19 protein-coding genes are annotated in these 21,725 nt (G+C 51.5%); 9 read left to right on the top strand and 10 right to left on the bottom strand.

Features of this window, described 5'->3' with window-relative positions; genetic code table 11:
* Positions 1-83: 83 nt before the first annotated feature.
* The 3 genes from yjjG to ACF8D4_RS05435 all read left to right on the top strand — a co-directional run bounded on the left by yjjG (position 84) and on the right by ACF8D4_RS05435 (position 3,629).
* Entirely contained in the window at positions 84-776 is a 693-nt protein-coding gene (gene yjjG, locus ACF8D4_RS05445) for a pyrimidine 5'-nucleotidase (RefSeq protein WP_028780088.1), read from the top strand.
* A gap of 220 nt (positions 777-996) precedes the next feature.
* The gene (locus ACF8D4_RS05440; protein ID WP_392464731.1) at positions 997-3,165 is read left to right on the top strand and encodes a TonB-dependent receptor plug domain-containing protein; all 2,169 of its coding nucleotides are present in this window, start codon (positions 997-999) and stop codon (positions 3,163-3,165) included.
* A gap of 2 nt (positions 3,166-3,167) precedes the next feature.
* Entirely contained in the window at positions 3,168-3,629 is a 462-nt protein-coding gene (locus ACF8D4_RS05435) for a conjugal transfer protein TraF (protein ID WP_107352473.1), read from the top strand.
* Positions 3,630-3,786: 157 nt separating this feature from the next.
* Here the strand turns inward: ACF8D4_RS05435 and ACF8D4_RS05430 are convergent, their stop codons facing one another.
* From ACF8D4_RS05430 to ACF8D4_RS05395, 8 genes are all read right to left on the bottom strand, one after another.
* Positions 3,787-4,728, bottom strand: coding sequence for an alpha/beta hydrolase (locus ACF8D4_RS05430; protein ID WP_392468504.1), 942 nt, complete (start codon positions 4,726-4,728; stop codon positions 3,787-3,789).
* 25 nt (positions 4,729-4,753) lie between these two features.
* The gene (gene caiE / locus ACF8D4_RS05425) at positions 4,754-5,377 is read right to left on the bottom strand and encodes a carnitine operon protein CaiE (protein ID WP_392468501.1); all 624 of its coding nucleotides are present in this window, start codon (positions 5,375-5,377) and stop codon (positions 4,754-4,756) included.
* Positions 5,378-5,407: 30 nt separating this feature from the next.
* Positions 5,408-6,193 (bottom strand): crotonobetainyl-CoA hydratase, encoded by a 786-nt coding sequence (caiD, locus tag ACF8D4_RS05420; RefSeq protein ID WP_025010097.1) that lies wholly within the window; start codon positions 6,191-6,193, stop codon positions 5,408-5,410.
* Positions 6,194-6,431: 238 nt separating this feature from the next.
* A complete protein-coding gene (gene caiC / locus ACF8D4_RS05415; RefSeq protein ID WP_025010096.1) occupies positions 6,432-7,988 on the bottom strand; it encodes a crotonobetaine/carnitine-CoA ligase in 1,557 nt (518 codons plus the stop codon).
* 73 nt (positions 7,989-8,061) lie between these two features.
* Positions 8,062-9,288, bottom strand: a complete 1,227-nt coding sequence (gene caiB, locus ACF8D4_RS05410; RefSeq protein ID WP_025010095.1) for an L-carnitine CoA-transferase — start codon at positions 9,286-9,288, stop codon at positions 8,062-8,064.
* Positions 9,289-9,407: 119 nt separating this feature from the next.
* A complete protein-coding gene (caiA, locus tag ACF8D4_RS05405) occupies positions 9,408-10,550 on the bottom strand; it encodes a crotonobetainyl-CoA dehydrogenase (RefSeq protein WP_025010094.1) in 1,143 nt (380 codons plus the stop codon).
* Positions 10,551-10,612: 62 nt separating this feature from the next.
* Positions 10,613-12,133: an L-carnitine/gamma-butyrobetaine antiporter gene (caiT, locus tag ACF8D4_RS05400; RefSeq protein WP_025010093.1), complete on the bottom strand. Its 1,521-nt coding sequence runs from the start codon at positions 12,131-12,133 to the stop codon at positions 10,613-10,615.
* 127 nt (positions 12,134-12,260) lie between these two features.
* A complete protein-coding gene (locus tag ACF8D4_RS05395; protein ID WP_129586084.1) occupies positions 12,261-13,367 on the bottom strand; it encodes a hypothetical protein in 1,107 nt (368 codons plus the stop codon).
* Positions 13,368-13,900: 533 nt separating this feature from the next.
* On the opposite strand from ACF8D4_RS05395, the gene fixA reads away from it, so the two are divergent.
* The 5 genes from fixA (at position 13,901) to ACF8D4_RS05370 (ending at position 18,949) form a co-directional block, all read left to right on the top strand.
* Positions 13,901-14,674 (top strand): putative electron transfer flavoprotein FixA, encoded by a 774-nt coding sequence (fixA, locus tag ACF8D4_RS05390; RefSeq protein ID WP_025010091.1) that lies wholly within the window; start codon positions 13,901-13,903, stop codon positions 14,672-14,674.
* 10 nt (positions 14,675-14,684) lie between these two features.
* Positions 14,685-15,635 carry an FAD-binding protein gene (locus ACF8D4_RS05385; RefSeq protein WP_392464729.1) on the top strand — a complete coding sequence of 317 codons (951 nt, stop codon included), beginning with the start codon at positions 14,685-14,687 and terminating at the stop codon, positions 15,633-15,635.
* A 60-nt stretch (positions 15,636-15,695) separates the two neighbouring features.
* Positions 15,696-16,988, top strand: a complete 1,293-nt coding sequence (locus ACF8D4_RS05380; RefSeq protein WP_167715687.1) for an FAD-dependent oxidoreductase — start codon at positions 15,696-15,698, stop codon at positions 16,986-16,988.
* Positions 16,985-17,272, top strand: coding sequence for a 4Fe-4S dicluster domain-containing protein (locus ACF8D4_RS05375; protein ID WP_025010089.1), 288 nt, complete (start codon positions 16,985-16,987; stop codon positions 17,270-17,272). The genes ACF8D4_RS05380 and ACF8D4_RS05375 overlap by 4 nt, the downstream gene beginning before the upstream one ends.
* A 357-nt stretch (positions 17,273-17,629) precedes the next feature.
* On the top strand, positions 17,630-18,949 hold the full coding sequence (locus ACF8D4_RS05370) for an MFS transporter (RefSeq protein ID WP_392464728.1): 1,320 nt from the start codon (positions 17,630-17,632) through the stop codon (positions 18,947-18,949).
* 75 nt (positions 18,950-19,024) lie between these two features.
* On the opposite strand, the gene ACF8D4_RS05365 is transcribed toward ACF8D4_RS05370, so the two are convergent.
* The gene (locus ACF8D4_RS05365) at positions 19,025-19,672 is read right to left on the bottom strand and encodes an MBL fold metallo-hydrolase (protein ID WP_144159995.1); all 648 of its coding nucleotides are present in this window, start codon (positions 19,670-19,672) and stop codon (positions 19,025-19,027) included.
* Positions 19,673-20,020: 348 nt separating this feature from the next.
* On the opposite strand from ACF8D4_RS05365, the gene caiA (ACF8D4_RS05360) reads away from it, so the two are divergent.
* The gene (gene caiA, locus ACF8D4_RS05360; RefSeq protein ID WP_028780099.1) at positions 20,021-21,157 is read left to right on the top strand and encodes a crotonobetainyl-CoA dehydrogenase; all 1,137 of its coding nucleotides are present in this window, start codon (positions 20,021-20,023) and stop codon (positions 21,155-21,157) included.
* A gap of 86 nt (positions 21,158-21,243) precedes the next feature.
* On the opposite strand, the gene ACF8D4_RS05355 is transcribed toward caiA (ACF8D4_RS05360), so the two are convergent.
* Positions 21,244-21,612 carry a hypothetical protein gene (locus ACF8D4_RS05355; RefSeq protein ID WP_261753107.1) on the bottom strand — a complete coding sequence of 123 codons (369 nt, stop codon included), beginning with the start codon at positions 21,610-21,612 and terminating at the stop codon, positions 21,244-21,246.
* Positions 21,613-21,725 lie beyond the last annotated feature (113 nt).

Genomic DNA, 21,725 nt, shown 5'->3' with positions numbered 1-21,725 from the left:
TTCGCAACTTGTGTCCTGTATAACGCTATGTTTTCGGGCTATGGCTTTTGGTTTAAAGAAGAATAGGGAAACAGGAGAGAAGAATGCCGTACTCTAATAGTCAGGCTTACCAGTGGGTATTGTTTGATGCCGATGAAACCCTGTTTCAGTTCGATGCGCCGCGTGGGCTCAAGCTGATGTTTTCCCGTCAGGGAGTGGATTTCAGCGATGCCGACTATGCCGAGTATCAGCAAACCAATGCGCCGCTGTGGGTGGCCTACCAGGATGGCAAGATCAGCGCCAGCGAGTTGCAGCTGACCCGTTTCAGCCATTGGGCCAAACGTCTCGGGCGCACACCTTTTGAACTCAACAGCGCCTTTATGACGGCAATGGCCGATATCTGTGAGCCGCTTCCCGGTGCTGCCGAGCTGCTTGATAGCCTCAAGGGCCGTGCCCGCTTGGGGATTATCACCAATGGTTTTACCGAGCTGCAGCAGGTGCGGTTGCAAAAGACCGGCTTTGCCGAACACTTTGATCTGTTGGTTATTTCAGAAGAGGTCGGCTTGGCCAAGCCGGATCCGGGTATCTTTGAGCATGCGCTGGCCAAGATGCAGCAACCCGAGCGTAAGCGGGTATTGATGGTGGGTGACAACCCCCATTCGGATATTCTCGGCGGCCTTCAAGCCGGTCTGGATACCTGTTGGCTCAACGTTAAGGGAGAGGCGGCACCCGAAGGGATTAAGCCCCATATCGAGGTGCGTTCACTGAGTGAACTGCAAAGGCAACTCTGTAGCTGATCCGCATCTTACTTAAAGCATTTTTAAACCCAAGGCCCGCCATTATGCGGGCCTTGGGCATTTCTGTACTGCCGAGAAAAGCCGCCGTCCACCAGTTAATACCTTTAGGGGATGCTGATACACCTTTAGAGCGGCTGTTAAAAACATGATCTAAGTCAATTGATAATTATTCTCATTCGTATAATATTACGCAACTTTGTTGATTTGGGGAGATATCTGAGTGAAACCGACTTATCTGGCAGTTGTTTTGGCGGCTCTGTTGAGCCCGCAGTTGATGGCGGCAGAAGCAGAAGAAGCGCAGGAGCCGGCTGCAGAAAACATGGAGCGCTTGAGTGTGATAGGGGTTAGACAGCGGCTGGAGCAAGCCGGCACCCTGGCCAACACCATAATGAAGACAGAAGTGATAGACGCCAGCATCATAGAAAACAAGAATGCCGTTAACCTGTCGGAAGCCATAGATAACTCTCCCGGGGTAAAAGTCTCCAATGAATGCTCCATGTGTGGTGTGAAACGCATCATGCTCAACGGCATGAAAGGGGAGCAAACCACAATTCTGGTGGATGGTTTGCCGGTGCATACCATGATTTCCGGTTATTACGCCGTCGATGCCATTCCTACCACTGGGATTGAACGCATCGAAGTGGCCCGCGGCGCCGGGGCTTCACTGATTGCCCCTGAGGCGATTGGCGGCACCATCAACATCATCAGCTATGAGCCGACCGAAAATGGTGCCGAGCTGGATATCGCCGCCGGTGAAAATGGCTATCGCAAAGTGGGCTTACTCGGCAAGGGCGTCAGTGAAGACGGCCGCACCCGGGCGACGCTGGTGGCTCAGTATGACGACAGAGATCAGTTCGACGCCGATGACAACAAGGTCAACGAGGCGCCATTGCAGGAAAACCGCAGCGTAACCGCCAGAATTTCCCAGGATATCGGCGACTTTGACAACCTGGTGCTGCGAATTGCCAATATCCAGTCGGAGATCTTCGGTGGCCCCATGCTGGGCAGCAACTTTGCCGATGGCACAGCTTCCAGCATAGGCAGTGTACTCTCAGGTTTTGATGATAAGCCCAGTGAGCCGCAGCAGCTGTTTGAAGACGGTGATATCCGCAAGCGCTACAAGGGCAAGGCCTGGGAAACCACAGAGTGGATCAAGACAGAGCGCAACGAGGCATCGCTTGCCTGGCTGAAGGAGTTCAGTGACGACTGGAACATGCACCTGGCGGTAAGCTATGCCGAGCACAAGCAGGATTCCTTCTATGAGGGGTTCGATTATACCGCCGATGACAAGATGTGGTTCTTCGATGCCAGATTCAACTACCTGCTCAACGACAGCCATTTGTTGACCTTCGGCGCCGATCTGCGAACCGAAGAGATGCGTTCCCACTCCCGCGCCGGCAGCGCCAACCCTGACTATGTCTCCGACTCTTTTGACTATGATGTCAAGGGCTTGTACCTGCAGGATACCTGGCAAGTGACAGATGCCCTCGAAGTCGCCATGGCGCTGCGTTACGACAGCATCACTGCCGACTTTACCGACCCCAGCAAGCCGGGCACAGAGTTGGACGAGTCGATACTCTCGCCCAGAGTGGATATCCGCCTGCGTCACAATGAGCTGTGGACCTCGCGTCTGTCTGCCGGTCGTGGCTATCGGGCGCCGCTGTCATTCTTCGAGACTGATCACGGCATTCTGGATGGCTCATTGGGGTTCGATATCGACATCGACGAGCTGGAACGTTCCAACTCGGTGAACTATGCCCTGAGCTACGAGGGTGACAGACTCACCTCCACCGCCTCTGTGGCCTGGACCGAAGTCGAGCATCTGGCGGCGCTGACCACCAACGACCATGGGATCCCGCTGCTGACCCAGCTGGATGAGAAGGCCAGCGTGGTGACCACAGATATCGCCCTGGGCTATCGCCTGACCGATGACCTGACGGTAAACCTCACAGGTGAGCACTTCGACTATGACTCGGTATTCAAGTCTTCCTATGCCGTGGCACCGGTCGAGGAACGGGTGACCCTGAGCGTGGATTGGGACGTCAACGACTGGGAATTTTTCGCCAACCTGGTGTGGATTGGCAGCCGCGATCTGTCGCAGTACGGTTATGAAGGTTATAACCGCCTGGATGCCAATGGTAAGGTGGATCCCGACTCGAAGAAGCGTACTGATGCGCCGTCCTACTTTACCCTGGACTTGCGTGCCAGCTATCAGTTCAACGACAACCTGTCCTTCTATACCGGGGTCAGCAACCTGTTTGACTATACCCAGGCCGGTGACGAGGAAAGCCCCTTGTTCTATGACGCCGAAGGCGCCTTCGATGTGGGTTACATCTATGGCCCGCTGCGTGGCAGAGAGATCTATGCCGGCATGAAACTGGTGTTCTGATTATGAAGCGCCTGGCTCTGGGATTATTGCTGCTGTGTGCCATGCCGTTGCAGGCCTCACAGCTGACCCGCGATTATCTGTTCCAGCCCCTTCGCGGGCAAGAGCAACAGACGCTGGCACATCTCGAGGGCCAGAGTGCTGTGCTGATGTTTTTCGAGCCCGAATGCCCCTGGTGTGTCAAGCAGGCGGCGGTACTGAAAAAGTTACATCAGCTGTGCCCTGGTCATCTGCAGCCGGTGGCGCTCGGCGTCAACGGCAATCAACTGGCCCTGAAACGGGCGCTGTTCCGCCTCAACTTTCCGTTTGAGGCCTATAGAGCGCCAATGGAGTTGGTAAGGGACATGGGCGGCATTCCGGCAACACCTATCCTGTTATTGCTGGACAGCAAGGGCAGGCTGATTAAGGGCTATCGTGGTTTGACCGGGGAAGCCGAACTGCAGGCGCAGCTCTGTCCGGCGGCTTGAGTGAGCCAATTTCAAACCTGATCCCATCGAGATAAAAATGCCCGGCATCGAGCCGGGCATTTTGTTGTCAATCTTAACCCCTCCCATGGAGATGGTGATTTCTGGTGGCTGTTTGGGTGCCCAATTTCAGGGTTGCCAAAATCAGGCGCTTGGGTTGTTAATCCTTGACCGCCAGCAGCTCTCTTACTTGAGCGCCGACATCGCGCTGGAACTCATCGGCCTGATCGAATACTCCCAACATCTTGATAAAGCCGTGAATCGTGCCCGGGTAGCGCTGATAGTGCACGGCTACGCCGGAAGTCGCCAACTTGTCGGCGTACAGACGGCTGTCGTCGCACAGGGGGTCGCATTCGGCGCAGTAGAGTAAGGTAGTGGGCAGCTTGCTGTGGTCGGTTGCCAGCAAAGGTGAGCAATAGGGGTGGATGGCATCGGCGGGACTGCGCAGATAGTGGTTCCAGTAGTACTTCATGCTGTCCTTGTGCAGCAAAAAACCTGTGGCGTATTTCTCGGCCGAGGCCGTGTGCCAGCCGTACTGCACCGGCGGGTAAACCAGCACCTGGCAGGCGAGATCCGCCGAGTCTTCATCGCGGCACCTCAATGCCACCGCAGCGGCGAGATTGGCACCGGCGCTGTCGCCGAAGAGACCGATTCGCTTGGGATCCAGCCCCAGTCTCTCGGCGTGTTTGAATACCCACAGGGTCGCCGCGTAACAGTCATCCATAGGGATGGGGAACTTGTGCTCCGGCGCCTTTTGATAATTGACGGCAATCACCACCACGCCGCAATTCTTGGCCAGTGCCCGGCTGAAAGGGTCGTTGATTTCTATGTTGGATACCATCCAGCCGCTGCCGTGAAAGTAGATCAGCGCCGGTTGGGGTTGTTCGCTGTGTTTGGGGCGGTAAATCCTAACCGGCAGGTCGGCGGTAGGGCCGGGAATAAATCTGTGTTCAACGGCGGCCATCTCTTCCGGTGGCCTGGCCGGGGGAATATCGCTGTGTTCCTGATGACGACCGGCGTTGGGCGGCAGATCTTCATAGGGCGTGAAGCCTGCGGCATAGGTTTGCTGCAGGAAGGTTTCAACCTGGGGATTGAGTGGCATACGGGTACTCCATTCAGCAAGGGGATCAGGCCTTGTAGGTCACCTCTGTGACCCCTTTGAGCCTGGGACGGTTGGCTTCGGCTTGTGTCAGCGGCCTCACTTCCCGAAGGGAGTTGTGGCAGCGCGGCACCAGCGCCTGATATTCCAGGGTATTGAGGTGTTTCCAGTGCAGATCTTGCTCTGTGACATCGCGGATATATCGGGCGGGAGAGCCTGCCAGTAACTGCCGCGGTTGGCCTTTAAAGCCGGCTTTGATAAAGCTCATGGCGCCGACTATGCTGTCTGGCCCAATCTCAGCGCCATCCATGATCACGCTGTTCATGCCTATCAGGGCATTGCGCCCTATGATGCAGCCGTGCAGCACGGCGCCATGGCCGATATGGCCATCTTCGGCGACTATAGTGTCTTGATCGCAATAGCCGTGCATGATGCAGCCATCCTGCAGGTTACTGCCGGCCTTGAGGAGCAGCCGACCATAATCACCGCGAAGGGAAGCGTGGGGGCCAACGTAGACATTGGCGCCGACTATCACATCGCCTATCAGTACGGCACTGGGATGAACAAAGGCGCTGGGGTCGACAACAGGGATCAGACCTTCAAATGCATAACAGCTCATGGCATTTTCCTGTTTGGCTTGAGGGTGGGACATCCTTGTCCCGGTTGGCGTGCTTTCCTTAAATCATTTGCCTTTCCAGACAGGATCGCGTTTTTCGGCAAAGGCCTGTGGCCCTTCCAGCGCGTCTTCTGAGTGCAATACGGATGGATAGTGTTTCAGCTGGCCGCTGCGGATAAAGCGATAGGCTTCTTCCACCGGCATTTCGCTGGTGGTGCGATAAACCTCTTTCAGGGCGGCGATGGCCAGAGGAGCACTCTGGGTGATCTCCTGCGCCAACTCTCGGGCGGTTTCCATCAGTTGGCTGTTGTCCACTACCCGGTTGACTATGCCCCAGCGCAGCGCTTCCTGGGCATCCATGCGGCGGCCGGTCATCATCATCTCGTTGACGATCGCAGGCGGGATCAGCTTGGGCAGGCGCAGCATGCCGCCGCTATCCGGTACTATGCCCAGTTTGGCTTCCGGCAGGGCGAAGCTGGCGTTGTCACTGCAGACTATCATGTCGGCGGCCAGGGCCAGCTCGAAACCACCACCGAAGGCATAACCATTGACGGCGGCGATAACTGGCTTGTCCAGATCGAACAGCTCGGTCAGACCGGCAAAACCGCCCGGACCAAAGTCGGCATCCGGGGCTTCACCCTCGGCGGCGGCTTTCAGGTCCCAGCCGGCAGAGAAGAAGCGCTCACCGGCCCCTGTGATAATTGCTACCCGCAGTTCCGGATCGTCACGGAAAGCGATAAAGGCTTCACCCATGGCAAAACTGGTCTTGGCATCTATGGCGTTGGCCTTGGGGCGATCCAGGGTGATTTCCAGAATATGGCCATTGCGGCGTATGTGTAACGATTCGTTCATGCTAATACTCCATCTGGATAAAAATTAAAATATCACTGAGTATGTGCGAAATACAGTTAACGCTTATCACCAGCCTAAGGCCATAACTATTTATGGTTTAAGCAGATATTACCCAGCTACGACAATTTTGGTAATAAAGGCATTACCAATTACTTTCTTGGTTTTTACGGTTTGCTTTTTAAGCCTTCGATATTTAGAAGGCTTAAATTTAAAACTTGATAGTTCGATTAACTATTTGTCAGCAAAGACTCTTCTTTTTTATTTTCCCCGAACAGGTTCTTGGTAAGCTTTTTCTTATCTCAAGGAAAGAAGGCACCTTGAATTTAGCCATGTGTTCTTCACAATATTCGAAGAACTCCTCTTCGGTAATTGTCTGGTTTTCATGCAAGACAATAAAAGCCTTGATGGCTTGATCTCGAATAGAGTCTTTCACCCCAATAATGGCGACATCGGCAATTTTGGGGTGCTCTGAAATAATGTTTTCCAGTTCGACACAGGAGATATTTTCGCCGCAGCGTTTGATCATGTTGCAGCTGCGATCGATAAAATAGAAAAAACCTTCCTCATCGACGTAGCCTGAGTCACCCGTGTGCAGCCAACCGTCGGCGGAGAGTGTCTTGGCGGTCTCTTCCGGCAACTTGTAGTACTCGCGAAACAGTGTCTTGCCCGGTTCGCCCTTGATACAGATCTCCCCGGTTTCACCGGTAGGTAAGGGGCGCCCCTGTTGATCGCGGATCTCCACTTGATAGCCCATGCCGACCCGGCCGATGGAGGGCCAGCGCCGCTTGTCACCTGGGCGGTCGCCTATGACGCCGACTATGGTTTCTGTCATGCCGTATGAGGTAAACAGGCGCACGTTAAAGCGCTCGACGAAGGCGTCTTTTTCCTGATCTGACAGGTTGAGGTAGAACAATACTTCACGCAGGCAATGCTGTTTCTCCCAAGGCATTGTAGGCTGCATCATCAGGGTGCGGATCATCAGCGGGATACACTCAGTGACAGTGGCACGATACTTACAAATCTGACCCCAGAAGGCGCGGGCGCTGAATTTTTCCAGCATCACAAAGGTGGCTCCCGCCGAAAAGGCCGCCATGGCTGCGGTGCACTGGCAGTCGATATGATAGGCGGGCATGGGAGTCAGGTAGATATCATCGTCCCTGAGGGCACATTGCCAGGCGGTGTAGTAACCGGCGAATCTGAGGTTGTAGTGGGTAATTACCACCCCCTTGGGACGGGAAGTGGTACCCGAGGTAAACAGGATTTCGGCAACATCGCTGCTGCTCAATGGCACTCTGTGTTGCAGTTCATCGGGTTGTGCCAGCCTTAGGCGGTGGAAATTGAGAATGCTAGCCGGTGCAGTGGCCGACTCGTCGGCTATCAGCAGTATCTGCTGCAGCGGTGAACCGGGATCTTGCTGCAAGCCGCTGTAGAGTGATTGATACTCACTGCTGGTAACCACCAGAGAGATAGCGCACTTGTCCAGAATATAGGCGGTTTCTTCCTGCAGCAGATGGGTGTTTATCGGCACCATGATGGCGCCTATCTTGGCCAGACCGAACCAACAGAAGATGAATTCGGCACAGTTGTTGATATGCAGCGCCACCTTGTCGCCCTTGGCGACGCCCAGCGAATGAAACAGGTTGGCGGTGCGGTTGATCTCTTTATTGAGCCCGGCATAACTGTATTCCTGGGCCAGCCCTTGAAGGTTTTCGACGATAAGCGCCGTTTTCTCTCCATAGTTGAGGGCCAGATCATCCCAGGTCTGACGTAAATCTTGTCCAGCTATTATATCCATTTGACACCTTGCTCAATAAAACGGGTTATGCAGCGAAGGCCTGTAAATACCGGCCTTCGCACGACTTCAGGAGTTATTTTTCTCCCTTGATTTTGGCCAGCCCTTTATTCACCAACTCCTGGATAGCAGCTTCGTCATAACCGATATCTTTGAGAATGGCATCGGTATCCATGCCGTGGCTTGGCATGCCGCGCCAGATCTGGCCTGGGTTGTTTTTGAATTTGGGCATCACATTGGGACCCTTGCAGGTACGGCCGTCCATGGTTTGCCACTGGGTGATAGACTCACGGGCGATGTACTGAGGATTGGACTCGAGATCTTCGGCGCTGAGTACCTTGGCACAGGCAATTTTCAGCTCGGCGAAGCGCTCGCGCACTTGTTCTATGGTGCGTTGGCCTATGTAACGCTCCAGTGCATCTTCAATTTCCTGCCCATGTGGGCATTCGATGCGGTGGATAAGCTGGGTGCCTTCCGGTACCGCTTCCGTGTGCAGCAGGTGGCCAAGACCTATGTCTTTGAACAGCTCTTCAATCTGGGTGACGCCGACCATTTCCATCACTATGTAGCCGTCTTCACACTTGTACAGACCACAACCGGCATAGTAAGGGTCACGGCCCTTGTACTGACGTGGTGCCATCTTGCCACCGTTGAAGTAGTCCATCATGAAGTACTGGCCCATGCGTAACATAACTTCATACATGGCCACGTCGATGCTTTCGCCAACACCCGTTTGCTGCGCCTTGTAAAGGGCTGCCAGCGCAGATGTGGTTACTGTCATGCCTGAAAAATAATCAGCCGTATAAGGGAAGGCCGCCATGGGTTGGTCGACATCGCCGTTTTGCATCAGATAGCCACTGAAGGCCTGGGCTATGGTGTTATAGGCGGCCAGGTGAGTGTATTCCTCGGTGCCGTACTGACCAAAGCCTGATAAGTGAGCGATAACTAACTTTTTGTTGCGTTCCCACAAGACTTCATCCGTGATGCCACGACGGGCGAAGGCCGGGCCCTTGCTGGCTTCGATAAAGATGTCTGTGGTTTCCATCAGCTTGAGGAAGGCTTCGCGCCCTTCATCCTTGAAGATATTCAGCGACAAGGCATGCAGGTTACGGCGTGACAGCTCAGGATAGTTGGGTTGCACCCGGATAGTGTCTGTGTAAGCCACGTTTTCAATCCAGATAACTTCGGCGCCCCATTCGGCAAACAGTTGCCCGGCAAATGGGCCGGCAATCTCTATGCCGGAGAACACGACTCTGACACCCGAGAGAGGGCCAAATGTTGGCATAGCTAAATGATGTGACATGATCTGTTCCTTCTATCGATTCTTGGCATTGATGGCGCAGATGGTGCTGCGCCATACCGACCGGCCGGTTTCACCGGGAGCAGGGAGATTAGGCGAACCCGGCCGGTACTCATGGGCAACTACCTGTTGCGATACTCTTTCAGCACAGCACGACCCAGAGTCAGGATCTGCATCTCGTCTGAACCGCCGGAAACTCTGTCTACCCGCAGATCGCGCCAGAAGCGGCTGATGCGGTGCTCACCGGCAATGGCGTAACCCCCGAAGACCTGCATGGCATGGTCAACCACCCGGAAGGCGGCATTGGCGCAGTAGTATTTACACATGGCTGCGTCACCTGAAGTCATGATGCCGTTGTCGGCTTTCCAGGCGGTGTGATAGATCATGTTGCGCATGTTGTTCAGCTCGATGGCCATATGGGCAAACTTCTCCTGGATCAGCTGGGTACGGCCGATGGCCTCGCCGAACTGTACCCTTTGGTTGGCGTACTTGGCGGCATCTTCGAAGGCGCAGTAAGCCGTGCCATAGTTGGTGCAGGCCACCAGGAAACGTTCGTCATCGAATTCTTCTTTCACCCGCAGGAAACCGTTGCCTTCGGTGCCGAAGAAGTCTTTCTCTTCCAGCTCAACATCGATGAATTGCACTTCGCAGCAGCTGTCCATCTTCAGGCCGAGTTTGGGAAGCTTGCTGACCTTGATGCCAGGTTTGGTCATGTCGACAAAGAACTCGGAGAACACAGGTTTCTCGGAAGCTGAGTCTTTGGCCATCACCACCAGGAAGGGGCAACCGGCGGCACTGGTGATAAAGCACTTGGTACCATTGAGGTAAATCTTGCCGTCGCGGCGGGTATAGGTGGTTTGCAGGCTGCCAACATCGGAACCGGCTGAAGGCTCGGTGATGGCGGAGTTCCACATCTGTTTGCCGGTACCCAGGAAAGCCATGATCTTGTCGATCTGCTCTTGGGTGCCGTGTTTCAGTACTGTGGTAAAGCCGGCCAGTTGGAACAGGACATAGGTGGGGGCACCGAGGCGGCCCAGCTCTTCCCAGATAACCGCCAGGGTCATCAGTCCGGCTTCGAAGCCACCAAACTCTTCCGGCAATAACAGACTATCTATGCCCATTTCTGCCAGTTCTTTTACAAATCTTTCTGGATATTGACTATTTTCGTCACACTCGGAGAAATATTGTTCCCAGTTTTCTCTCTCCATTAAGTCACGAACACCTTTAACAAATAATTCCTGCTCATCAGTTAAACGATAATCCATGAAAAGTCCCCTATATAAATACATTTGTTCAAAGTAAGGTGTGAGGTGAATCTATAATCCGATCAACTCTTCCAGTTATTTTTTCGTGAATCTTTCAAGAATGAGATAATGATCATTATGTTCACGAAAACGAGAGGCGCACCGCCGGCAATAATGGCTGTTTGCAGTGGTTTTAATCCGCCCAAAGCCAACAAAACAATACCGATAACACCGACCAATACAGACCAACCTACACGAACCCAAACCGGTGGTTCATTATCCGCATCAACCCCTTTACAGGTAGACATGGCCAAGGTGTAAGAACAGGCGTTAATTAATGTTACTGTTGCCAGGAAACACAGAATAAAGAACATCCACATGGTAATGGTGCTCATAGGTAAAGCGGCCCAGGTTTCAATAATGGCCCTGGCGGCACCATACTGTTCAATCAGGGCAGGCATATTGACGATATTTTCGTTCATCAAATTAAGTGTGTTACTGCCGAGTATGGTCCACAGCAACCAGGTAGAAGCTGTTAGACCACCTACCATGGCCAGACACAGCTGACGCACGGTTCTGCCGCGGGAGATCTTGGCCAGGAAGATACACATCTGGATACCGTAAACTACCCACCAGGCCCAGTAGAACACTGTCCAATCCTGAGGGAAGCTGCTGTCACTGACAGAGGCTGTGTAGAACAGCATGCGGCCCATGTTCATCAGCAATACCCCGATGGAATCGGTGAAGTAGTTCACTGTGAATGTGGTGGCACCAATGATGAGTACCCAGGCGAGGATGATGATGCTCAGGTAGCTGCGCAGGTCACTGGCAATCTTGATCCCTTTTTGCAGACCAAAGGCCACACAAATGGCGTTGAAGATGATCCAGGCTGAAATAATGGTGGCATCCACTTCTATGGTGCGCGGAATACCGAACAGATACTGAATACATTCGGTAACCAGAGGTGTCGCCAGACCCAGACTGGTACCCATGGCCAGGATCAGCGCGACGACATAGATGTTGTCTATTATGGTGCCTATGATGCCTTCACACTTCTTGCCCATGATGGGATAGAGGGTGCCGCTTGGGCGTACCACGTCCATCTTCTTCACGAACAGGAAGTAACCCAGAGCCACGGAGAAGAAGGCGTAACCGGCCCATGGCAGCGGTCCCCAGTGGAACAGACTGTAAGCCAGTCCAAGTTCTTTGGCCTGTACCGACAAAGGTTCCAGCTCAAATGGGGGATAGCTGACATAGTAGTAGATCTCCAACGAGCCCCAGAACAGCACTGCAGCTGAAGTACAGGAGGCAAACATCAGGAAGATCCAGCTTCCGGTACTGAATTCAGGTTCTTCATTACCGAGGCGGTTGTTGGCATAAGGACCAAACAGCAACCAGAGCCAGCCGGCCAACATGACTATCATGTACCATTCAAATGCCCAACCCCAGCTGTGGGTTAAGTAATGGAAGACTGCGCTGATTACTTCATTGGCGGCATCAAGGTCTCTCACAGTAAAGTAGGAGAGAAGGATCACTACCAATAGTGAAGGGAAAAATATCTTCGCTTCAATACCAGCCTTTTTGATCTTTTTATTTTCACTCATCAAAATTCTCCATACCCAAAAGTCTTTAACTGATTTTCAGGAAAGGTGAGCCCATGAGGTTTAATTAAAAACCCCAGATTAATAAAAAATGATTTGGGTTTGAGCTACTGGCTAAATAGCTCAGTTATTAAAACCAATACTGCAAGTGAATGTTGAATCGACCATTCCACTCCTTATCGCTGTCTTTCAGACCCAGACTATTGTCACCCAGCCACACAACGTTTTTGGCATGATAATAATCGACGTACACAAAGAATTGTTTGTAAGAAAGTGAGACCCCAGTGCTATTCAGTACTGAGTCGTCAAAGTTGGATTCATCTGGTGTCAAAATACTGAAGTCGTTGTAGAAGGTGAATTGGCCACCCCATTGGGTATCGACCACTTTTGACAGGTTGAATGTCATGATGTCGCCTTTGGCTGCTACTTCATAGAAGCCATTAACTGCGCCAACACCAATTTTTGAAGTATCTATTTGACCATCATCATATTGATCAAAGTCATACTTCAAATATTGAAGTTGTACACCCCAGCCACGATATTTTGCATCCAGGTGTACGGCATAGTTCAGGTTGTCTCCTGATTCATCGGCCACCGGATTATAAAGTTGGCCGTATTCAACGGAGGCTCCCAAGAGCACCTGCCAGTTGTCATTTTCCCATCTGTAGCTTTCGCGCAAGCTGACAGTGTTGTATTCCTTGTTGTTATAGGTTGTGCCGTCTATGGTGCCCGAACCTATGGTACCAGCGAAGTTACGATAGTCGCTGCCCTTGTAGAGAGAGCTCTGGATGAAGGAAAAGTCTGTTTCGAAGTTATTGAATTTATGGTTGATATTGAATCCAACACCATAGTCATCTTCGAAGCCAAGGTAGTAGTTGAGACTGTACCACCAGTTATGGGAAGCAAAGTTCTTGTTACCGAATGCCTTGCTGACCACACCGAGCTGCAGGGTCAGATCTTCATTGGCATTCCAATAGGCATAACCGTTTTTAAGATAGTCGTAACCATCGGCAAAACGATATTCGGCGACAAAACCATAGTTTTCAAAATCCTGGGAGAGTTTTATTCCCAAGGTGTTGAAATCGAAATCACCACCCGTAGCTTTTGAAGCGTCACTAAAATCTTTAATGCTGTAGTTCGCTCTTATTGAACCACTGATGTCCACCGCCAAACTTGGCGCACTAAGCGTTAATCCTAATAACATCAAGCTTAGATTTTTTAGCTTAAACTTATTCATTAACCACCCTCCGTTTTTAATTTGAACCGATTATGGTTTCGGTCATGAATAAAAAAACATTCCCGCATCACACTTTTGGTCAATGGATTGTTACCTTGCTTGAAAATGTGTGATGCAAATCAATAAAAACGGTAAAAATGAACCATTGAAGGTCGTTATATAATCAGGTTTTGTTTAATTTGGTTGAAAAGTTGGATGTTGCTCACAAAAAGTGGCTCAACAAACGAATTTGTTTGGTCTTAATTGAAAATAGCTTGTATTAATAAAATGACGCTGATGGATTGTGAGAGGTTTATTTAATTAATCTGATAATCAATTAAGCAACTCTAAATTTGGTTAAGGTGAACTAATCTATTATCCATATTGATATTTAAATGGGTGTGGACTTTTATTCCCTTTCGTTACCCAGGAGGGTGCGACTTTGTGTGATGCAAGCCTGAAATTTTATTAATTATGGGTTTCCGATCACCAATGTTGAGGAATGTAAACCAGTAGAGACGAATGTTTATAGTGATACTTAGACTGGAGATAAGATGAAGATCATTGCATGTTATAAGCTTGTCCCGGAAGAGCAGGATATCAAAGTCATTCCCAACCTTCCTGTAGATACAAGTAATGTAAACAAAAAGATAGGCCAATTCGATCTGTGTGCCGTTGAAGCTGCGGTACAAATCAAGGCAACCCAGAGCGATTGCAGCATTACGGCGTTGAGTATAGGCGCAGATGCACTGGCCGCCCCCAAAGCCTGCAAAGATATCCTCTCAAGAGGCCCGGACGCGCTGACCCTGGTTTGCGATCCCAAGCTGGAGCAGGCGCTGCCCCATCAAACTGCCCGAGTCTTGGCTGCTGCTGCCAAGCAGGAAGGGTTTGAGCTGATCCTCTGCGGTGACGGTTCGGGTGACCTCTACGCCCAGCAGGTAGGTTTGCTGCTTGGTGAATTGCTGCAAGTACCTTGCATCAATGGTGTCAGCAAAATTCTGGAAGTCGCCAACGGTATGGTCAGGGTTGAGCGCGAGCTGGACGATGAAGTTGAAGAGCTGGAGTTGTCGCTCCCTGCCGTGTTGGCTGTTTCTGCCGATATCAACGAACCTCAAATCCCTTCAATGAAAGCCATTCTGGCGGCGGGCAAAAAGCCGGTCAACAAGCTGGCTTATGCCGAACTGGCGCTGGAAGAGATCCCGCAGCTGGTGGAGCTGGTGTCTATTACTGCGCCTGAACAGAAGGCCCGCAAGCAGATCATTATCGAGGGTGATGATGAAGGCCAGGTTGCCGAGTTTGTCGGCCATATTGGCAATGTGTTGAATTGAGGGGGATGAAATGAACAAGCTAGCAAATGTTTGGGTTTTCAGCAGCGAGGCTGCTCGTCTGCCCGAAGTGATGGCCGCCGGTCTGCAACTGGGTGACAGAGTCTCTGTATTCGTCTTGGGTGGTGCCGATGAGGTTGCCAGGGCTGCAGCATTGGGCGCAAACAAGGTGTATCACCTGGGCGAGAAGGACTCAAGCCGCATAGTGGAAGAGTACGCCTTGACCATGGCCAAGGCGATTGAAGCCGAAGCGCAGGCGTCCCTGGTCTTGCTGCCAGCCAGCCGCCGCGGCAAGGCGTTGGCCGCCAAGCTGGGTGTGCGCCTGAGTGCCGGGGTTTTCAATGATGCCGCCGAACTCACAATCGATGGCGAAGGCCATGTCGGTGCCAAGCACCTGGTCTACGGTGGCCTAGCCATCGGCGCAGAGAAGATCACCTCTCAAATTGCTGTGGTGACCCTAGCCGCCGGCGCCTTCAAGGGGTTGCCAGCCGAAGAAGCGGGCCGCAGCGCCGAAACGATCACTCTGGAATTTGTTGCCCCAGCCAATGGCATTCGTTGCCTGGCACGTCGGCCAAAGGAAAAATCCAATATCGACCTGGGTAAGGCCAAGCGCGTTATCGGTGTGGGCAATGGCATAGGTTCGCAGGATAACCTGAAGCTGATTGAAGAGCTGGCCGCCAAGGTTGGTGCCGAACTGGGCTGCAGCCGTCCGATTGCCGAAACTGAAAAGTGGATGGAGCGTGAGCGCTACATTGGGGTTTCAGGTGTGATGATCAAGCCTGATGTCTATATGGCCATAGGGATTTCCGGTCAGATCCAGCACATGGTTGGCGTCAACGACTCCCTGACCATTATTGCTGTCAACAAAGACAAGAATGCCCCCATCTTCCAGTATGCGGATTACGGCATTGTCGGTGATATCAACAAGATAGTTCCAGCCCTGCTGAACAGTTTCAAAGGCTAACTATCTGGCCCGGCTACCGGCTCAAGGGGCCGGTAGTCTCGAATTCAAGAGAGGATCAGCATGTCAGAAGATGCATTTGACGCAATCATAGTGGGAGGCGGGCTCGCCGGCTGCGTTGCTGCCTATGTCCTGGCCAGTCAGGGCGCCGATGTTCTGGTGATTGAACGCGGCAACTATGCCGGGGCCAAGAATATGACTGGCGGTAGACTCTACGCCCACAGCATGGAAAAGATTATGCCCGATTTTGCCAAACGGGCGCCGCTGGAGCGTAAGGTTACCAAGGAAAAAGTATCGTTTCTCACTGATGATACTGCAGTAACCCTGGACTATCACAACGGCCGTGGTCAGGAGCCGGTAGAGGAATCTTATACTCTGCTCAGGGGCACTTTCGATCAGTGGCTGGCCGAACAGGCCGAGGAAGCCGGGGCTCAGTTTATTACCGGTATTCGGGTTGAAAAAATCCTCAAGGAAGACGGTAAGGTCATAGGGGTGGAGGCCGATGGCGACTCACTGTTGGCCAAGACAGTGATTCTGGCTGAAGGGGTCAACCCTCTTCTGGGGGAACAGCTCGGCATGGTTAAGCCCAAGGTGCAATCCAGTGCCATGGCGGTCGGAGCCAAGGAGCTTATCGCCCTGTCAGAGCAGCAGATACGGGATCGTTTTAATGTCAGCGGTGATGAAGGCGTTGCCTGGCTGTTTGCCGGTTCACCCTCCAATGGTCTCTTGGGTGGGGGCTTCCTTTACACTAATAAAGACACTGTTTCTTTGGGGATTGTTTGTGGCTTGCACCACATAGAAACCTCTTCCAAGACAGTGCCGCAGATGTTGGAAGACTTCAAGAATCATCCGGCGATCAAGCCTTTGATTGAAGGTGGCAAGTTGCTTGAGTACTCAGGCCACGTGGTTCCCGAGGCCGGACTGAACATGCTGCCCAAGCTGGTGGATGACGGTGTCTTGATTGCCGGGGATGCGGCAGGCTTCTGTCTCAACGTGGGCTATACGGTTCGCGGAATGGACTTGGCTATCGCATCCGGTGAGGCCGCTGCCAGAGCCGTACTTGCCGCCAAGGCCAAGAATGACTTCAGTGCCGCCGGACTCGGTGCCTATCAAACACTGCTGGACAACAGCTTCATCATGAAAGATCTCAAGCTGTACCAGAAATTACCCGCCTTTATGGAGAACCCAAGGATCTTCAATCAGTATCCCAAGCTGGTCGCCGACATTATGCAGGAGATGTTCACCATAGATGGCAGCGCCTCGCAACCTCTGCGCAAGACCCTGATGAAGCATGCCAAAGAAGTGGGTTATATGAATCTGATTAAAGATGGTATTAAGGGGATGACAGCGATATGAGCGAGCCAGTCAATGTTGATGTGAAATTGGGGGTGAACAAGTTCTATGTTGATGAGGGACATCCACATATTGAGCTTGTTGAAAACCCGGATATCAATGAATTCCGTAAGTTGGTCAACGCCTGCCCAGCAGGACTCTATAAAATTCAGGACGACGGCAGCCTTAAATTTGACTCTGCAGGTTGTTTGGAATGTGGCACCTGTAAAATGCTTTGCGGTGAAACCATTATCAAGAAATGGGAATATCCCAGAGGTACATTCGGTATTGAATATCGTTATGGCTAGTGCCGCTTGAAAACCTTAAATCTGAATTTAAGTTAGTTTTCTAACGAGCTCGATTGTGCAAAATGAGAGCATACACTTTTAATGTTATTAGTTCTGTTGAATAAACAGATTTTGATAATGCTTAACTTGAAGCGCTGTGCTCTTATTTGTTTTAACTTTTAACCTGTTTAAAGATTTGTCTGCGACTTATGTAGTTTGCTAACTGTAACCGTTTTCTCACTTTTGAGCTTCAGATTTGTTTTAGTCCCATTTTTTATTCAGTATTTCTCGACTGAGAAATCAGGCTGAAGATTAATGGCACATTTTGTGAACGAATAAATCAACCATGTTTATTGGTTTAATATAAGAGATTAGCATATGAAAGCTAAAAAGTTCGATGAAATGGAGTTTACGCCATTACATAAGAAAATCATGTTTTGGGGCAGTGGTGGTCCCTTCCTCGACGGTTATATTCTGGTCATTATTGGCCTGGCGCTTGAGCAACTGATCCCTGAAATGCAGCTGGATGCCAACTGGATAGGCCTGGTTGGGGCATCTACCCTGGTGGGCCTATTTGTCGGTACCGCACTCTTTGGTTACATCGCCGACCTATTCGGTCGTAAGTTAATGTTTCTAATAGATATCATAGCGATAGCCGTGTTATCTGTCGCCACTATGTTCGTTTCATCGCCGATAGAGTTAGTGGTGATGCGCTTCCTTATCGGGGTAGTGATAGGGGCCGATTACCCCATTGCCACCTCCATGGTGGCCGAGTTTTCCCCAACCAAGAAGCGGGCCTTTACCATGGGCTTCATAGCCTTGATGTGGTATGTGGGCGCTACTGCGGCCAATGCGGTAGGTTATCTGCTTTATGACGTTGAAGGGGGCTGGCGCTGGATGCTCGGCAGCGGCCTGATACCTTGTCTGGTAATCCTGCTTGGGCGTTTCCATCTGCCCGAGTCGCCACGCTGGCTACTGCGCAAGGGCCGTATCGCCGAGTACAAACAAGTTATGCAAGAATACTTTGGCGGTAATGTTCATATTGAAGCGGAAGAAAAAAGCGATACTCAGTATCGTAAGCTGTTCGAAAAACGCAACTTCACCATGATCATCTTTATCGGCACAATTTGGACCTGCCAGATCATTCCCATGTTTGCCATCTACACCTTTGGGCCGCAGATAGTCGGGGCCTTGGGTTTTTACGATGGCAAAGACTCGGCGCTTGGCAACATTATTATCAGTACCTTCTTTATCATAGGCTGTATTCCGGCCATGTATTGGCTGGATTCCATGGGCCGTCGACCACTGCTTATCATCAGCTTTGCCATGATGACCTTGTCACTGGCCATGCTGGGGCTGGTTTCTTCTCCAGGTATCTGGGTGGTGATTGCGGCCTTTGGCATGTACGCCTTCTGCTCCGGAGGCCCTGGGATCTTGCAGTGGCTCTACCCCAATGAGCTGTTCCCTACCGATATCCGCGCTTCGGCCGTGGGTGCCGTGATGTCTTTCAGCCGTATAGGCACCATACTCTCGACCTATGCCTTGCCTGTGTTTATGAACGCTTATGGCGTTTCCTGGACCATGATGGCCGGTGCCGGTATTTCACTGTTGGGCCTGGTGGTTTCCATCTTGCTGGCACCGGAAACCCGTGGCATGACCCTGGCGGACACCAGTGTTGTAGGATTTGTAAAGCACTGATTATAAAATACTAATAATCTTTCGCTAGTTATCAAATACTGAGAAATCGCCGCCTCATGGGAGGCGGCAACAGCTTCAACGGTCGGCGACATAAGGGTTGTGGCGCCGCTCTTCAGCAAAAGTGGACATGGGGCCATGACCGGGAATAAAGCAGGTATCTCCCCCCAGTGGCCAGAGTTTGTTCTTGATGGAATCCAGCAGCGCTGCGTGATTCCCGCCGGGAAAATCGCAGCGGCCTATGGAGTGTCTGAATAGCACATCGCCAACCCAGGCCAACTTGGCCGCCGGGGCAAAGAATACCAGGTGGCCTGGTGTATGGCCCGGGCAATGAATCACCTGAAGTTGTAACTCACCGACCCAAATAGTGTCATCCTGCTCAAGAAAGCGGTCTGGATAAAAGACATCACAGTGGGGAAATTGATATAGACGACATTCCTCCGGCAACATATCAAACAGAAAAGTATCATCCTTATGAGGGCCGAGTATTTCGGCAGATGAACTCTTGGCCAATAATCTGGCCGCGCCGATATGATCTATATGACCATGGGTCAGGAGTATCTTATCCAGCTCCAGTTTATTGTCTTCAATAAAGCTTGTTATCTTCTCTACTTCACCACCTGGGTCTATTACAGCAGCCTTGTTGCAACCATCTTGCCAAACAATACAGGCATTTTGTTTGTAATGAGTTACAGGAATAATTTTGAAGTTTACATTTTGAGCCATTTATATCTCCACGATTATATAACGATAAGTTGAGTTTACTTGTCGATTGATTCTATTGGTTGATATTGCTCAATAAATCAAAAATTATTTTCTGTGATTTTATATTTAAATTAATTAAATGGATTGTTTCAGGCTTTAAATTTATACCTTATTGTTCAATAATCTATTTCACTTGGATTATTGTGAAATGGCTCAAAGGGATTGCGGGCTAATTTCTATAATATTGACCATGTTCCAGCATTTCAATCTGGATTGACTCGAATATGCCTGGGGTTATACTGCCGTAGGTACCTGTCGCAGAGTTTAGACAGGCGTCCTGCTTACTGATGAAAACTTGCTGAGGTATCGATGAACTATCGACTGACAAACGAACAAGAAGCATTTATTGCAGGAGTAAGAGACCTGATGTCACAGGAGGACTGGGAGCGCTATTTCTCCGCCTGCGACGACAACAATGAATATCCTGAACGTTTTGTCAAAGAGCTGGCCAAGCTGGGGCTGGACAGTTTGCTGCTTCCGGAAGAATACGGTGGCAGCGATGCCGGTCTGGTGACTCTGGCCTTGATCTGGGAAGAGTTGGGCCGTCTCGGTGCGCCAACCTATGTGCTTTATCAGATGGCGGGTTTTCCCACGATATTGCAGGAAGGCACCCAGGAGCAGATCGACAAGATCATGGCCTATATAGGTACCGGCAAACAGGTGTGGAACTCGGCGGTCACCGAGCCGGATGCCGGCTCGGATGTACGCAGCCTGCAGACCACTTATACCCGAAAGAAGGGCAAGGTCTACCTCAATGGCACCAAATGTTATATCACCAGTGCCGCCGAGACCCCTTACTTGGTGGTGATGGCCAAAGATTCCGCCAGCTTCGAACCAATTTTCTCCGAGTTTTTTGTCGACATGAGTAAACCGGGGATCTCTGTCAGCCACTTGCCCAAGCTGGGACTAAAGATGGACAGTTGCTGTGTGGTGGAGTTCGACAACGTAGAGCTGGAGGAAAAGGACTTTTTTGGTACCGAAGGCAACGGGTTTGCCAGGGTGAAGAAGGAGTTTGATCTGGAGCGTTTCCTCATTGCCTGCAGCAACTACGGTTGCGCCTATTGCGCCTTCGAAGATGCCGCCCGTTATGCCAACAAGCGGGTACAGTTTGACTTGCCGATCGCCAAGACACAGCTAATCCAGGAAAAGTTTGCCTATATGTCGGTGCAGCTCACCAACATGAAGAACATGATTTATCACACCGCCTGGAAGGCCGACAACGGCCAGATGACCCCGGGCGATGCCGCCAAGTGTAAGCTCTACTGCTCCAAGGCGGCCTTCGATGTGGTCGACAATGCCATGCAGGTGTTTGGCGGCCAGGGGATCACCGGCGAGCATCGCATCAGCCGCTTCTGGCGCGATCTGCGGGTCGACAGAGTTTCCGGCGGCTCGGAAGAGATGCAGGTGCTGACGCTGGGCCGGGAAGTGCTCCGGGAGTATGTCTAGTCTTTAGGTAAAGACAGATACCGCCCACAATGTGGCCGAGTTGGCCTTCCTGTTGGCCAAGCTGCAACCGTTACCTAGCTGAAGCCTTACTGTAGTTGGTACTGGATAACTCCGTCCTGGGTCAGGCGGAAGATCCACAGGGAGTCGCCTTCGCGGTAATACCAGCTGTTGGCCAGGCCTTCTTCGGCTTTTAACTGAGAAGTGAACTCGCTCATTGCCGCGGCGGGCAGACGGAAACTGCCGCTGGAGCTGTTGTTGTCCAGATCATTGTTGACCTTTATATCCGTGGCCGAGGGCGGCAATATCGGTGGCAGCCAGCCTCGCTCGAATACTCCTTCAGCCCGTGCTTCGGCCTCGGTGGGGTATTGTTCGCTGATGACATCGCTGCAACCCCAGAGTAAGGCGGTTAATGTCAGCATGGAGCTGATGGAAAGGGAACGCATCAGTGGTTTCATCTTGGGCTCCTTGTCAGTGAAATGGCGTTTTACTGTAACAAAGGCGGCCTGTACCTAGTCTGAAGCCAAGTGAATTGATGGGTGAGCACTGAACTCAGTGTTCACCCATCGGC

This window comes from Shewanella sp. YQ_9, assembly GCF_043103185.1.
GTDB classification, from domain to species: Bacteria; Pseudomonadota; Gammaproteobacteria; order Enterobacterales; family Shewanellaceae; genus Shewanella; species Shewanella algae.
The sequence above is the reverse complement of the archived record's forward strand: the minus strand, read 5'-3'. Positions and strand labels throughout refer to the sequence as shown.